Source organism: Vibrio sp. Vb0667 (assembly GCF_033391095.1).
On sequence record NZ_JAWPOL010000041.1, the window covers coordinates 17048 to 30604 of the forward strand.

The 13557-nt window shown below is 45.6% G+C and carries 10 protein-coding genes; 7 read left to right on the forward strand and 3 right to left on the reverse strand.

Translation table 11 applies throughout. The features are described 5' to 3' along the window. The first annotated feature begins 66 nt into the window (after positions 1 to 66). Positions 67 to 654, forward strand: coding sequence for a YjaG family protein (locus R8269_RS21680; protein WP_005382520.1), 588 nt, complete (start codon positions 67 to 69; stop codon positions 652 to 654). 79 nt (positions 655 to 733) lie between these two features. Here R8269_RS21680 and R8269_RS21685 read toward each other — a convergent pair whose 3' ends face one another. Continuing rightward, entirely contained in the window at positions 734 to 1867 is a 1134-nt protein-coding gene (locus R8269_RS21685) for a hemolysin family protein (protein WP_054579646.1), read from the reverse strand. Between the two features lie 253 nt (positions 1868 to 2120). Between R8269_RS21685 and hupA the strand changes: the two genes are divergently transcribed. Then, the gene (gene hupA / locus R8269_RS21690; RefSeq protein WP_005382524.1) at positions 2121 to 2393 is read left to right on the forward strand and encodes a nucleoid-associated protein HU-alpha; all 273 of its coding nucleotides are present in this window, start codon (positions 2121 to 2123) and stop codon (positions 2391 to 2393) included. A gap of 39 nt (positions 2394 to 2432) precedes the next feature. Beyond that, positions 2433 to 3131: a DUF1481 domain-containing protein gene (locus tag R8269_RS21695; RefSeq protein WP_318222660.1), complete on the forward strand. Its 699-nt coding sequence runs from the start codon at positions 2433 to 2435 to the stop codon at positions 3129 to 3131. Positions 3132 to 3215: 84 nt separating this feature from the next. Here the strand turns inward: R8269_RS21695 and purD are convergent, their stop codons facing one another. Both purD and purH read right to left on the reverse strand, forming a co-directional pair. After that, positions 3216 to 4505 (reverse strand): phosphoribosylamine--glycine ligase, encoded by a 1290-nt coding sequence (gene purD / locus R8269_RS21700; RefSeq protein WP_047102533.1) that lies wholly within the window; start codon positions 4503 to 4505, stop codon positions 3216 to 3218. Between the two features lie 194 nt (positions 4506 to 4699). Beyond that, a complete protein-coding gene (gene purH / locus R8269_RS21705) occupies positions 4700 to 6292 on the reverse strand; it encodes a bifunctional phosphoribosylaminoimidazolecarboxamide formyltransferase/IMP cyclohydrolase (RefSeq protein WP_258476659.1) in 1593 nt (530 codons plus the stop codon). 265 nt (positions 6293 to 6557) lie between these two features. Between purH and zntR the strand changes: the two genes are divergently transcribed. The 4 genes from zntR to R8269_RS21725 all read left to right on the forward strand — a co-directional run bounded on the left by zntR (position 6558) and on the right by R8269_RS21725 (position 12934). After that, positions 6558 to 6956, forward strand: a complete 399-nt coding sequence (gene zntR, locus R8269_RS21710; RefSeq protein WP_005382529.1) for a Zn(2+)-responsive transcriptional regulator — start codon at positions 6558 to 6560, stop codon at positions 6954 to 6956. 163 nt (positions 6957 to 7119) lie between these two features. Further along, positions 7120 to 8682 (forward strand): lysine decarboxylation/transport transcriptional activator CadC, encoded by a 1563-nt coding sequence (cadC, locus tag R8269_RS21715; protein WP_005382530.1) that lies wholly within the window; start codon positions 7120 to 7122, stop codon positions 8680 to 8682. 655 nt (positions 8683 to 9337) lie between these two features. Continuing rightward, positions 9338 to 10681 carry a cadaverine/lysine antiporter gene (gene cadB, locus R8269_RS21720; RefSeq protein ID WP_005434864.1) on the forward strand — a complete coding sequence of 448 codons (1344 nt, stop codon included), beginning with the start codon at positions 9338 to 9340 and terminating at the stop codon, positions 10679 to 10681. A gap of 117 nt (positions 10682 to 10798) precedes the next feature. Then, positions 10799 to 12934 carry a lysine decarboxylase CadA gene (locus R8269_RS21725; protein WP_005451159.1) on the forward strand — a complete coding sequence of 712 codons (2136 nt, stop codon included), beginning with the start codon at positions 10799 to 10801 and terminating at the stop codon, positions 12932 to 12934. The last annotated feature ends 623 nt before the right edge of the window (positions 12935 to 13557 follow it).

A 13557-nucleotide genomic window follows, 5' to 3' on the forward strand; every position in this document is an offset into this window, starting at 1 on the left:
TAACTTTTTTCCCTGTGATGAATCAAGTACACTTTCGCTGTTTTTTTCTTCAATGATTGAGTGACTATGCTTAAGAATCCTCTTCAGGTTCGTTTAGAAAAACTAGAACCTTGGCAACAAATTACCTTTATGGCGTGTCTGTGTGAACGCATGTATCCAAACTATGCGATGTTTTGTGAGAATACAGAATTTGCTGACCCGCGTGCTTACCGAGCGATTCTTGATAGTGTATGGGAAATTTTGACAGTTAAGAACGCGAAAATTAACTTCGAACGCCAATTAGAGAAGTTAGAAGAATTGTTCCCAAGTGCGGATGAGTTCGATTTTTACGGCGTTTACCCAGCGATGGACGCGTGTCAGGGTTTGTCTACGTTACTGCATGGTCTATTGGATCGCGACTACCTTTTCGATTCAATGCTTAAAGTGAGCCAACAGTCGGTACAAACCGTTGCTGACCTAGAGCAAGCGCAAGGTGCAGAGCCAATCACCAACGACAACCAGAAAGAAAACGAAGCCGTATGTGAAGAGTGGGACGTCCAGTGGGCTATCTTCCGTCCGCTGCGTGAAGCGGTAGAACGTGACATCAGCTTGATTAAAGATTTGCGTGAAGAGCTACGTGAAGAAGGTGTGAGCAACATCGGTATTGCACTTTAATCGTTGAATAAATAGAAAAAGGCATCCTAACTGGATGCCTTTTTTGTTTGTGCGTTTAAGCTGTTATACCTAATGCTGATTACGATTCTTTCGAGTCGGATTTCGGTGGCTCTTGAGCTTCTGGCTCTTTATCCTGCTTCTCCGGCTCATTATCTTCTTCATCGTCATCGCGGCTTTCGATTACGCCGTGCATTTCTTTCCAGCTTTCCCAGCGTTGGTAAGCCAGCTCCTGCATGTCAGTGCTTTTATCTGCTTCGTCGATGATCTCCTCGCCTACGAGGTGTTCAAAAATATCTTCCAACGTTACCAAACCTAGCACGGTACCGTATTCATCAACAACAAGTGCCAGCTGTAAGCGATGAGTCATCATCTGGTCGAATACTTTAGGTAAAGTGGTATTGTTTAGCACCACTTGAATTGGGCGCATGATTGCTCCCAACTGTTTCTGTCCACAACCTGATTGTTGTAGTTTGAACAACTCAAGGCGATGCACAAAACCAATGATGTTATCTTTCTGTTCGCTGTAAACCAATGGGCGTGAGAAAGGCGTATCTTTGTGTTTTTCTAGGAACTCATTGATGGTCATTGTGGCATCGACACGGAATACTACTGGTCGTGGCGTCATAACCTGCGTTACGGGTACATCTTGGATGCCAAGCAAGTTGCTTAAGATTTTTGATTCACCCTCGGCAAATTCACCGCTTTCACGTGCCAGAATCGCCATTGCAGACAGCTCATCACGCATCTTTGGAGCTTCGTGGTTACGAGCAAGACGCTTGGTGATTTGCTCTGAGAACCAAACAAAGGGTGTAAGCGCCCATACCATCCAACGCAATGCGACCGCGGCAGCGGGTGCCAACTGGCGCCAGTAGGTCGCGCCAATCGTCTTCGGTACGATTTCTGAAAGCACTAAGATCGCCAATGTCAGCACTGCCGAAAAGATACCTAATGCTTCGCTACCAAATACAACCGCAGCTTGTGCACCAGCAGTGGCCGCGCCGATCGTGTGAGCGATGGTGTTTAAAGTCAGAATAGATGCCAGTGGTCGGTCGATATCTGATTTCAGCTTAGCCAATTGCCCAGCTGCGGGATGCCCCTGTTGATTGAGCTGCGCAATGTAGCTCGGACTGATACTCAGCAGTACCGCCTCCAGCACCGAACAGATAAACGAAATGCCGATTGCAATAGAGATATAAATGGATAACAGCAGCATAGTTGCCCTTGAATGTAGTTTGATAGTGGTTATTTGCAGCTATTATAACCGCAAAAGTGACTTATAAATTGGTCCAAATACCTTGGAAAGCAAGGGTTTTCAGGGGGTATGTGGTAACAAATTGTGAGTTATTACTCATATTATGGCTAAAAGTACGTCAGAAAATCGAAAGATCGCTTACAAACCTTTGCCAGATGGGGCATTTATGTTTTAGAGTGAGACGAATTCGATAACCTATGAGAAGGGAAACCTAATGAACAAGACCCAATTAATCGACTTTATCGCAGAGAAAGCAGACCTATCAAAAGCACAAGCAAAAGCTGCTCTTGAAGCGACTCTTGATGGTGTAACTGGCGCACTTAAAGAGGGTGACCAAGTTCAACTAATTGGTTTTGGTACATTCAAAGTAAACCACCGCGCTGCACGTACTGGTCGTAACCCTAAGACTGGTGACGAGATTCAAATCGCAGCAGCTAACGTACCAGCATTCGTAGCAGGTAAAGCGCTGAAAGAATCAGTAAACTAAGTTAGAATGCACCGAGGTATCCTGCCTCGGTGCAATTTCATGAAAAAACATCTACTCACTTCACTTCTCCTATCTAGCCTTACCCTTTTTGGCTGTTCATCGGTTGAAACTCCTAATTTAGAACAATTCACGCATTTTTCTGGTGGTAAAGTTGCGGGAGATGCTAGCAGCTTGTACTGGATGACAGAGAAACTCACTCGTGTGAGTACGGCGGCTGATTATGTGACTATGGGGGACAATGGTTGGTTCAAGAGTGATTATCGCTGGGATGAAGGTGAGTTGCGAGAGTTGATTCGAAAAGGCGAGCAAGTTGATACCAAACAAGAGTTGGTGCCTTTTCAAATCCACATCCGTTTCAATAAAGATGGCGAAGCGGTTTACCAACAATATCGTGTTAACCGTAAAGTCTTACCACTCCAGCATGACCAATTAGAGCGCTACAAAGCAGAAGCGAATGACGTAGTGGCATCGGTTAAGGCGCAGTCTCGTAACAATCAGAGCCTTATTCAAGGTTATTGGAATGGTCAATCGTTTGAAACCTGCAAAGGTAAGGTGTTCTCGACACTCGAGTTTAATCAGACGCTGCCAAAATTTATTATCGAGCGTCTCTCATCGGTAGACAGTTATGTGGCTTTTGTCGGCAAGCAGTCACGAAACAAAGCAATGGTCGATGAACTGTTGATGCTCAATGACGATGACTTTGATTGTGTTTCTCGGCCAAAGTTGATCTCTCAATAAACATTGCTTCGAATTCTGTCGAACAAGAACAATAAAAAAAGGCGCTGAGTGCGCCTTTTGTTTTTTAGCCAACTTATGTTGTTTTTATTTTTCTTGCTCACGTGCAATTGCACGGTAGCCGATATCGTTGCGATGGAACATGCCATCCCAACTGATCTGTTTTGCAAGCTCGTAAGCACGCTGCTGCGCTTCTGATACGCTGTTGCCAAGTGCCGTTGCACAAAGAACGCGACCACCGTTTGTCACGATGTCGCCATCTTTGTTACCTGTACCAGCATGGAAGACTTTTTCGCCTTCAATTTCAACTTGTGGCAGACCCGAAATAACGTCGCCTTTGTTGTACGCTGCTGGATAACCACCGGCTGCTAGCACGATACCAATCGATGCTCGTGGATCCCACTTCGATTCCGCTTGATCCAGTTTCTCGTCGATTGCCGCTAGGCACAGATCAACAAGATCTGATTCCATGCGCATCATGATAGGTTGTGTCTCAGGATCACCGAAGCGGCAGTTGTACTCGATCACTTTCGGAGTGCCGTCTTTGTCGATCATCAGACCCGCGTATAGGAAACCAGTGTAAGGGTTACCTTCAGCGGCCATGCCACGTACGGTTGGGTAAATCACTTCTTCCATGATGCGGTTGTGGATTTCTTGTGTCACCACTGGAGCTGGAGAGTATGCTCCCATACCACCGGTGTTAGGACCAGTATCTTTGTCGCCTACGCGTTTGTGGTCTTGGCTGGTGGCCATAGGCAGAACGTTCTCACCATCGACCATCACGATGAAGCTTGCTTCTTCACCATCTAGGAACTCTTCGATAACGACACGACTACCAGCATCACCAAATGCGTTGCCTGCTAGCATGTCTTTGATTGCGTCCTCAGCTTCTTCTAGCGTCATTGCCACAATCACGCCTTTACCAGCTGCAAGGCCGTCGGCTTTCACCACGATCGGTGCACCTTGCTCACGCACGTAAGCCAGTGCAGGCTCGATTTCAGTGAAATTCGCGTAGGCACCCGTTGGGATTTGGTGACGAGCAAGGAAGTCTTTGGTAAACGCTTTAGAGCCTTCAAGTTGCGCTGCGGCCTGGGTAGGGCCAAAGATTGGTAAGCCCGCTTCGCGGAACGCATCAACCACACCAATAACCAATGGTGCTTCTGGGCCAACGATAGTCAGTTCAATCGCCTTCTCTTTGGCGAAAGCAACAAGGCCAGCGATGTCTTCTACATCGATGTTTACGTTCTCTAGTTTTGGCTCTAGTGCTGTACCTGCGTTGCCTGGTGCAACGAAGATAGTCTCAACATTTGGGTTTTGTGCCGCTTTCCAACCTAGCGCATGTTCACGACCGCCTGAACCAATGATTAAAACTCGCATATGAAAATCCTTAATCTTATAAATACCGTTTGCTCAAACTCAGATATTTCGCAAAGACCTGAGTATGGCCTCTCTAATTCAGTGGGACGAGGACAAGGCGACAAGTGAACTTATTCCTATGAGCATAGTATGCTATGTGATTAGGATAAGTGAACGCCGTCAACGCAGTTATCGTCCCAGTGAAGACGAGAGGATTAGTGGCGGAAGTGACGCATACCGGTAAAGATCATCGCCATGCCGTGTTCGTCTGCCGCTGCGATAACTTCGTCATCACGCATAGAACCACCTGGTTGGATCACACACTTGATGCCCGCTTCTGCAGCCGCGTCGATACCGTCACGGAATGGGAAGAATGCATCTGATGCCATTACACAACCTTCAACCTGTAGACCTTCGTCTGCAGCTTTGATGCCTGCGATTTTCGCAGAGTAAACGCGGCTCATTTGGCCAGCACCTACACCGATAGTCATGTCGCCTTTCGAGTAAACGATTGCGTTAGATTTCACGTATTTCGCTACTTTCCAGCAGAACAGTGCATCTTTCAGCTCTTCTTCTGTTGGCTGGCGCTTAGAAACCACTTTTAGATCGTCTAGGCTCACCATACCTTGGTCTCGGTCTTGAACCAGTAGACCGCCATTCACGCGTTTCACGTCAAAGCCAGTTGTCTTCGTTGTCCATTCGCCACATTCAAGTAGACGCACGTTCTTCTTCGCTGCAACCACTTCAATCGCTTCAGAAGAAACAGAAGGAGCGATGATGACCTCAACGAATTGACGTTCAACAATAGCGGTTGCTGTTTCAGCATCTAGCTCTTGGTTGAATGCAATGATGCCGCCGAATGCAGATGTTGGGTCAGTTTGGTAAGCGCGGTTGTACGCTTCTAGGATGTCTTTACCTAGAGCAACACCGCATGGGTTTGCGTGTTTTACGATTACACATGCTGGCTCGTTGAACTCTTTCACACACTCAAGTGCGGCGTCCGTGTCTGCGATGTTGTTGTAAGAAAGGGCTTTACCTTGGATTTGGCGAGCAGTAGAAACGGATGCTTCTTGTGGGTTTGCTTCAACGTAGAATGCGGCTGCTTGGTGGCTGTTCTCACCGTAGCGCATGTCTTGCTTCTTCTCGAACTGTTGGTTGAACGTACGAGGGAATTTGCTCTCTTCATCACCTTCTTTGTTCTCACCGTAAGATGGAACCATAGTGCCGAAGTAGTTTGCGATCATGCCGTCGTAAGCGGCAGTGTGTTCAAAAGCAGCGATGGCAAGGTCGAAGCGAGTTTCGAGAGTGAGAGATTTGTCGTTTTCGTCCATCTCTGCAATTACGCGGCCGTAATCACCTGCGTTAACAACGATAGTCACGTCTTTGTGGTTTTTCGCTGCAGAACGAACCATTGTTGGGCCGCCGATATCGATGTTTTCAACAGCGTCGGCTAGTGTACAGCCTTCTTTGGCAACGGTTTCTGCGAATGGGTATAGGTTTACGACAACCATATCGATAGGGTTGATGCCGTGCTTTTCCATCACGTCATCATCTTGGCCACGACGACCAAGCACACCACCGTGAACTTTTGGGTGAAGCGTTTTAACGCGGCCGTCCATCATTTCTGGGAAACCAGTGTAGTCAGAGACTTCGGTTACGGCGATGCCTTGTTCGGCAAGTAGGCGAGCTGTACCATCAGTAGATAGGATATCGACACCGCGCTCAGCAAGAGCTTGCGCAAACTCAACAATACCTGTTTTGTCTGATACGCTGATAAGCGCACGGCGAATAGGACGAGCGTTATTCATGCTTCCATTTTCCTCAAATTCACGGAGTTAAAGATGTTTGCCAAAAATGAACTTGTTTTTACCTCTTGGGGTAAAATATTGGCCAGTTTTGGTAAAGACCTTTGCAGGGTGTTTTCTGGTTAGAAAACAGTCTCCACATTTGATGGCGCGTATTCTAACCAATTTATTACAAAAAAGCTCGCGCAATCGTTTGGCATCTCAAAAATAATTGCAAAAAAGTCGTTCTTTAGCTTTAAAAGTAACGAGATAGTTAATAGGGAAAGTTATGTTTCAGATAGGTGAACTGGCAAAACGTTGTGGTGTGACTGCCGATACATTGCGTTTCTACGAGAAAAACGCGCTAATAAAACCCGCAGGACGAAGTGAGTCAGGCTATCGCTTGTATGATGAAGAGAATCAAAAGCAGGTGCACTTTATCCTCAAAGGTAAAGATCTTGGCTTGAGTCTGGATGAAATTAAAGACCTGTTAGAAATTAAGTTAGAAGCGACAGAACACAGCTGTGCAGAGGTAAAAGCCATTACTTCTGCCAAGTTAGAGCTGATTGATGGGAAAATTAACGAGCTGACGAAAATTCGCCGAGCGTTAAAGAAGATTAATGATGCTTGTTGTGGTCATACAGACGATGACGCCACACATTGCTCTATCCTTGCCGCACTTGAGTAGTCTCATTCTTGCATCACTTAACTTAAGTTTGCATTTTTGGCGACTTGCTTTTCTAGGTACACGCTGCTTTCCCACCTATAATCTTGCCTTTAGTTACTTGTAGGAATCGACCATTGTCTGATTCCTAGCGTAACGCTGTCTGTAGATACGAGAGTTTTCATACATGGTTGGAGTCTATTTTCAAATCAATGACTGGGTTTTGAGCGTTGATGAAAATAAGCTGTATCGACAAGATAGGGAAGTTACTGTTGAGCCACGCTTAATTAATCTTTTGCACTTCTTAGCGGAGCATGCGAATGAGGTGTTCAACCGCGAGGAATTGATTCAGTACGTTTGGGCTGGAGCGATTGTGACCGATCAAGTGGTGACTCAATCCATCTTTGAGTTGCGTAAGCTACTACGTGACGGTCGAGAGGAAAATACCAACTACGTTATCACGGTGCCCAAGCGTGGCTATAAGCTGGTAGCGAACGTGGTTACTATGACGCATGAAGAGTTTGTCACAAGTCGGCAAAATGAAGAGATCCCACCTTCTGTTGAAGAATCGGAAGAGGATTGTCTACCTATAGCACCAGCCGTTACCTTTCCTGCCGGTCCTCTAACTCGCGCAGTCTGCGAGATGTCAAAAGAGAAAAAAGCACCTCAGAGCAAAAACAAAATCAGCCCTTGGCGATTGGGAATTATGAACTTCATCTGGATCAGTATGTTGGTCGTAGTGATGGGCGTGTTTACCTACAAGCAGTCGGAAGTGCGTATTACCCAAGCCATCGATACCCATCTGATTGAGTTCAAGTTTCAAGATAATTTTACGAATGAAGGATTAAGCTACGATTTGGCAGACGGATTCGCCCAAAAGTTGATGTCCGACATTGCTCAAGTCAGTGATTACCGAGTCATGCTAAAGAAGGCGTCGTTTACTTCTGGCATTGTGCCTGGTAAATCGGTTGTGGTGAGAGTTCGTGAGAATGACGGTGGCAGCTTTTTAGAGGTGGAATATCGCAATAACTCATCTGAGAAAGTGTTGTTTAGTCGTCAATACGCGTTAACCAGTAGTCATTTAAAGACAGTGCTTCAACAAGCATCGTTGGATTTGATGCAAGTGCTGAAAGTATCGGATGCCAAATTGAAATCTACGATGCTGGTGGCGGGAATGCCAATGAATCCCGACGCGTTGGAGTTGTTTGTTCAGGCTAACCATTACCTTAATGTCTCTGATACTAAACAATTCCGCCAAGGTATCGACTTGATGGAAAACATTTTAGAAATCGAGCCGGATAATGCTTACGTTCAAGCTGAGTTGTTGATTGCTTACCATGTACAAAAGGCTCTTGATTTCTCACAGGAGTTGAAGAAAGGGCGAATGCAGCAGCTCAGTGAAGCACTAGAGACTAATGTGAAAATGATGGTGGGGCCAATTCAACCGCGAATTTATGAAGCTTTAGCACTGCACGAAACCATCATTGGTGACATGGCGTTAGCCAAGCGGCATCTCGGACAGGCATTGAGGTTACGTGATTCAGTGCTTTCCTATGTGATTCGCGGTAAGCACGCCGAATTGGATGGTGATCTGGATTTAGCCAGTGAGTCTTACAGTGAAGCTTTCTATATTGATACGTCGGTTGAGACGTACCTGCTGTGCGAAAACTTGGTCTTCCCAAGTAACATGAAGGCGATTGATTACGCCATGTATCGCGCCGTTCACCCTTCTGTCGTTCGAATGCTTTAATTCTCTCGGACTCAACGTCAGTCTAATGCTAGCCCCTCATTTCGGTGAGGGGCTTTTTTGTCGCTGTCGAAAAGTGAAAAGGGTGAGGCGGTGGGGCAATGACTTACGAAGGAGCTAACAACGCAAGCTTGCAACGGGAATACATACCCGCTTTGCTTCTCTATCTCTATCTCTATCTCTATTGATTGTATGAAGTGTCTGGCTGAGTTATGTGGCGAGAATGATTTTGATGCTTTCTTGCAGGCGAGATGAATATTGATGTGGGTCAAAAAGCGCGATCAGGGAGAGATTTATGGAATCAACACTTCAGGGAATTAACCCTTCGGGATGGGGAAGTTGATAGAGGTTGATAACTTTTATCGCGATGACCAACGAGTTGATGAGAGTTTATCTATCGGTAGAAGGTTTGATGTTTTTCTTATAACTAAATGAATAATATGGTTTTATATTTTTGTGTTTATCATGTTTATCTCAACTTGATGTTGATGAACTAATCATTTTATTGATAACACCAAGTTTATTTTTTTCCCGATTTTTGGGCGTAGTCTTCACTTCGAAATTTAGCGAGGTCGAGCAGGTTCTTCCTCATAGCATCTCGCTAATAACCATTCAGTTTGAGTCATGTTGACTCGAGTAGAATAGATTTGGAGATGTTATGTCATCGAATGCGAAAAAAATCGGCCTTATTGCCTGTACGGGTGTCGTAGCCGGTAACATGATGGGTAGTGGTATTGCACTATTACCTTCTAGTCTTGCCTCTGTAGGCTCTGTTTCAATCTTCAGTTGGCTGATCTGTTTGGTCGGTGCACTGAGTCTGGCGTTCGTTTACGCTCGTCTGGCAACCAAAAACCCACAAGAAGGTGGTCCTATCGCTTATGCTGGCGAAGTGTCTCCGGTATTTGGTTTCCAAACGGGCGTTCTTTATTACCACGCGAACTGGATTGGTAACCTGGCTATTGCCATTACAGGTGTTTCTTACCTTTCAGTATTCTTCCCTGTGCTTAATAACCCAATCCCAGCAGGTATTGCGACGATTGCATCGGTATGGATCTTCACTTTCGTCAACCTACTTGGTGGTAGCTGGGTAAGCCGTCTATGTACGCTTGGTCTAGTTCTTATCCTTATCCCAGTTGTTGGTACAGCTGCATTTGGTTGGACGCACTTCGATACTGCGCTTTACAGCCAAAACTGGAACGTATCAGCAGGCACTGACAGCCACGCGGTAGTAACAGCGGTTCTTATCTGTCTATGGTCATTCGTAGGTGTGGAATCAGCAGCGGTATCGACTGGTATGGTAGAAAACCCTAAACGTACTGTACCCCTAGCAACTATGTTGGGTACTGGTATCGCAGGTGTGATTTACATCCTATCAACTCAAATGATCAGCGGTATGTTCCCAGCGTCAGAAGTTGCGGCATCAGGTGCGCCATTTGCACTAGCAACCACTGAGCTATTCGGTAGCTGGACAGCACCATTCGTATCAGCATTCACAGCGCTAGCATGTTTCACTTCGCTAGGTTCTTGGATGATGCTAGTAGGTGAAGCAGGTAAACGCGCAGCAAACGACGGCAACTTCCCTAAAATCTACGGCGAAACTGACAAAAACGGTGTGCCTAAGAAAGGTCTAATCCTTGCGTCAATCAAGATGACTGCACTGATGGTTGTACTGATGTTCTTCAGCTCTAAAACAGCACACGCATCAGACTTGTTCAACCAGCTAACAACTGACGCAGTTCTACTAACTATGCTGCCTTACTTCTACTCAAGCATTAACTTGATTCGCTTCGAAGGTATGACAACACGCAACGGCTTCGTAATGCTGTTCTCTGGTGTGGCTTGTCTGTTCTGCTTCATCGCACTAGCAGGTGCAGAGGGCGGTACGCTAACAGCAACCTTCATCGTGTCTCTAGTTATCTTGATGTTCTACAGCAAAAAAGCAGGTCTTGCTCAGTACGTGAAAATGCACGCTGACGACATGCCTGCCCAAGCAAGCAACTAATCCCCAAAACGCTGGCACTACGGTGCCAGCCCATAAAACCCAAATTCACGCGGCGCTCACCTTACTCATTGCCTGTAAATGGCAAAGAGCGCCCTCATTCGCCTTGGAGATGTCCAAATGAATATATTCGCTATCTTGAACCACATGGGTGTGTTCTTTAAAGAAGAGCCAGTTCGTCAACTTCACGCTGCTCTTGAGAAAGCGGGCTACGAAGTGGTTTACCCAGTAGATGATAAAGACTTGATCAAAATGATTGAGATGAACCCACGCATTTGCGGTGTACTGTTCGACTGGGATAAATACTCACTAGAGCTATGTGAACGTATCAGCCAAATCAACGAAAAACTGCCTGTTCACGCATTTGCTAACGAACAGTCTACTCTAGACATTTCACTAACAGACCTACGTCTAAACGTGAGCTTCTTCGAGTACGCTTTAGGTATGGCTGACGACATCGCTATCAAAATCAACCAAGCGACTGAGGCATACAAAGATGCCATCATGCCTCCATTCACTAAAGCGCTATTCAAATACGTAGAAGAAGGTAAATACACCTTCTGTACTCCAGGTCACATGGGCGGTACTGCATTCCAGAAAAGCCCTGCTGGTAGCATCTTCTACGATTTTTACGGTCCAAACACATTTAAAGCGGACGTATCAATCTCAATGCCTGAGCTAGGTTCTCTACTAGACCACTCAGGTCCACATAAAGATGCAGAAGAATACATCGCACGTACATTCAATGCAGACAGCTCGTACATCGTAACTAACGGTACGTCTACATCGAACAAAATCGTTGGTATGTACTCAGCGCCTGCAGGCAGCACAGTACTGATTGACCGTAACTGTCACAAGTCTCTGACTCACCTAATGATGATGAGCGACGTGACACCAATCTACTTCCGCCCAACTCGTAACGCATACGGCATCCTTGGTGGTATCCCACAAAGCGAATTCAGCCGCGATGTAATCGCAGAGAAAGTGGCGAAAACACCAGGTGCAACAGCACCAACTTACGCAGTAGTGACTAACTCAACTTACGATGGCTTGTTGTACAACACACAATTCATCAAAGAGTCGCTAGATTGTAAACACATCCACTTCGACAGTGCTTGGGTGCCTTACACTAACTTCAACCCAATTTACGAAGGTAAATGTGGTATGAGTGGTGAAGCGATGCCAGGCAAAGTGTTCTACGAAACACAATCAACACACAAACTGTTGGCTGCGTTCTCGCAAGCTTCAATGATTCACGTGAAAGGTGACTTTGATAAAGAATCTTTCAACGAAGCATTCATGATGCACACTTCAACTTCACCTCAGTACGGCATTGTTGCTTCTACTGAAACTGCAGCGGCAATGATGCGCGGCAACACTGGTAAGAAGTTGATGCAAGACTCTATCGATCGCGCAATCCGCTTCCGTAAAGAGATCAAACGTCTAGAAGCAGAAAGCGACAGCTGGTTCTTCGATGTATGGCAACCAGAAAACATCGATACCACAGAATGTTGGAAACTAGACCCTAGCGACACATGGCACGGCTTCAAGAACATGGATGACAATCACATGTATCTTGATCCAATCAAAGTAACGCTACTGACTCCTGGGATGAATAAAGAAGGCGAACTAGAAGAATCAGGTATTCCTGCTTCGCTGGTGGCTAAATTCCTAGACGAGCGCGGCATCGTGGTAGAGAAAACAGGTCCATACAACTTGTTGTTCCTATTCTCAATCGGTATCGACAAATCAAAAGCAATGCAATTGCTACGCGGTCTAACTGAATTTAAACGTGGCTACGACTTGAACCTAACCATCAAGAGCTTCCTACCTTCGCTATACAACGAAGACCCAAGCTTCTATGAAGGCATGCGCGTTCAAGAACTAGCACAAGCAATTCATGACCTAACTAAGAAATACAACCTACCAGAGCTAATGTACAAAGCATTCGATGTACTTCCAGAAATGAAAGTAACACCACACGCAGCATGGCAAGAAGAGCTTCGCGGTAACGTAGAAGAAATCAAACTGGAAGAAATGGTTGGCCGCGTAAGTGCGAACATGATCCTTCCTTACCCTCCAGGTGTGCCACTAGTACTTCCTGGTGAAATGGTGACTCAAGAGTCTCGCCCTGTGCTGGACTTCCTAGAGATGCTTTGTGAGATCGGTGCGCATTACCCAGGTTTCGAAACCGACATCCACGGTCTATACCAACAAAAAGATGGTAGCTACACCGTAAAAGTATTGAAGAACTAAGTTCCTCTCGAAGATGACGCCATTGGGAATGCAAGCATGCTCCACTCTTACGAGCTCAATGCGTCATCGAACAATAACGACATTTAGATATACCCCTAACTAATCTGTCGTAAAGAGAAGGGCAAGGATGCTCTGATCTTTTCTTCTATATATAGAAGAAACACTTTTCCAAGACTTCACCTGAAGTACCCCAAATAAAAAGCAAAGACCAAAAGAGCAGTTCGTCATCGTTCTGCTCTTTTTTTTCGTCTTTATATCGATAGAAAGAGAAAAAAGAACCAAGAGAGATAAGATCAGCAATCAAAATCACAAAGAAATAGGCGATCTTTTAATGCAGAAGTCAGGTGTTTCATCATGAAAAGATCCTCTACAACCCGAAATATTAGACAAGATCGTTGAGTATCTATGCAGAATGCTTGTTATTTGTTCGGTTGAAAGTTTTTTTGCAAAAAACGCTTGTGCTAATTTCTCAACCCCCTATACTGCGCATCCACCGACACGGAGTGAGACGAAAGTCACACAGTGAGTCGGGAAGAGAGAAAAAAGAATTTGAAAAAAATGCTTGACTCTCTCACGGTGTGAAGTAAGATACGCACCCCTAACGACGAGCAACTAAGTTGCTG

Bases quoted from the DNA above. Each gene is read 5' to 3' on its own strand.
- purH (WP_258476659.1), bottom strand. From the start codon at position 6,292: ATGAATAACGCTCGTCCTATTCGCCGTGCGCTTATCAGCGTATCAGAC.
- R8269_RS21685 (WP_054579646.1), bottom strand. From the start codon at position 1,867: ATGCTGCTGTTATCCATTTATATCTCTATTGCAATCGGCATTTCGTTT.
- R8269_RS21695 (WP_318222660.1), top strand. From the start codon at position 2,433: ATGAAAAAACATCTACTCACTTCACTTCTCCTATCTAGCCTTACCCTT.
- hupA (WP_005382524.1), top strand. From the start codon at position 2,121: ATGAACAAGACCCAATTAATCGACTTTATCGCAGAGAAAGCAGACCTA.
- cadB (WP_005434864.1), top strand. From the start codon at position 9,338: ATGTCATCGAATGCGAAAAAAATCGGCCTTATTGCCTGTACGGGTGTC.
- R8269_RS21725 (WP_005451159.1), top strand. From the start codon at position 10,799: ATGAATATATTCGCTATCTTGAACCACATGGGTGTGTTCTTTAAAGAA.
- zntR (WP_005382529.1), top strand. From the start codon at position 6,558: ATGTTTCAGATAGGTGAACTGGCAAAACGTTGTGGTGTGACTGCCGAT.
- purD (WP_047102533.1), bottom strand. From the start codon at position 4,505: ATGCGAGTTTTAATCATTGGTTCAGGCGGTCGTGAACATGCGCTAGGT.
- R8269_RS21680 (WP_005382520.1), top strand. From the start codon at position 67: ATGCTTAAGAATCCTCTTCAGGTTCGTTTAGAAAAACTAGAACCTTGG.
- cadC (WP_005382530.1), top strand. From the start codon at position 7,120: ATGGTTGGAGTCTATTTTCAAATCAATGACTGGGTTTTGAGCGTTGAT.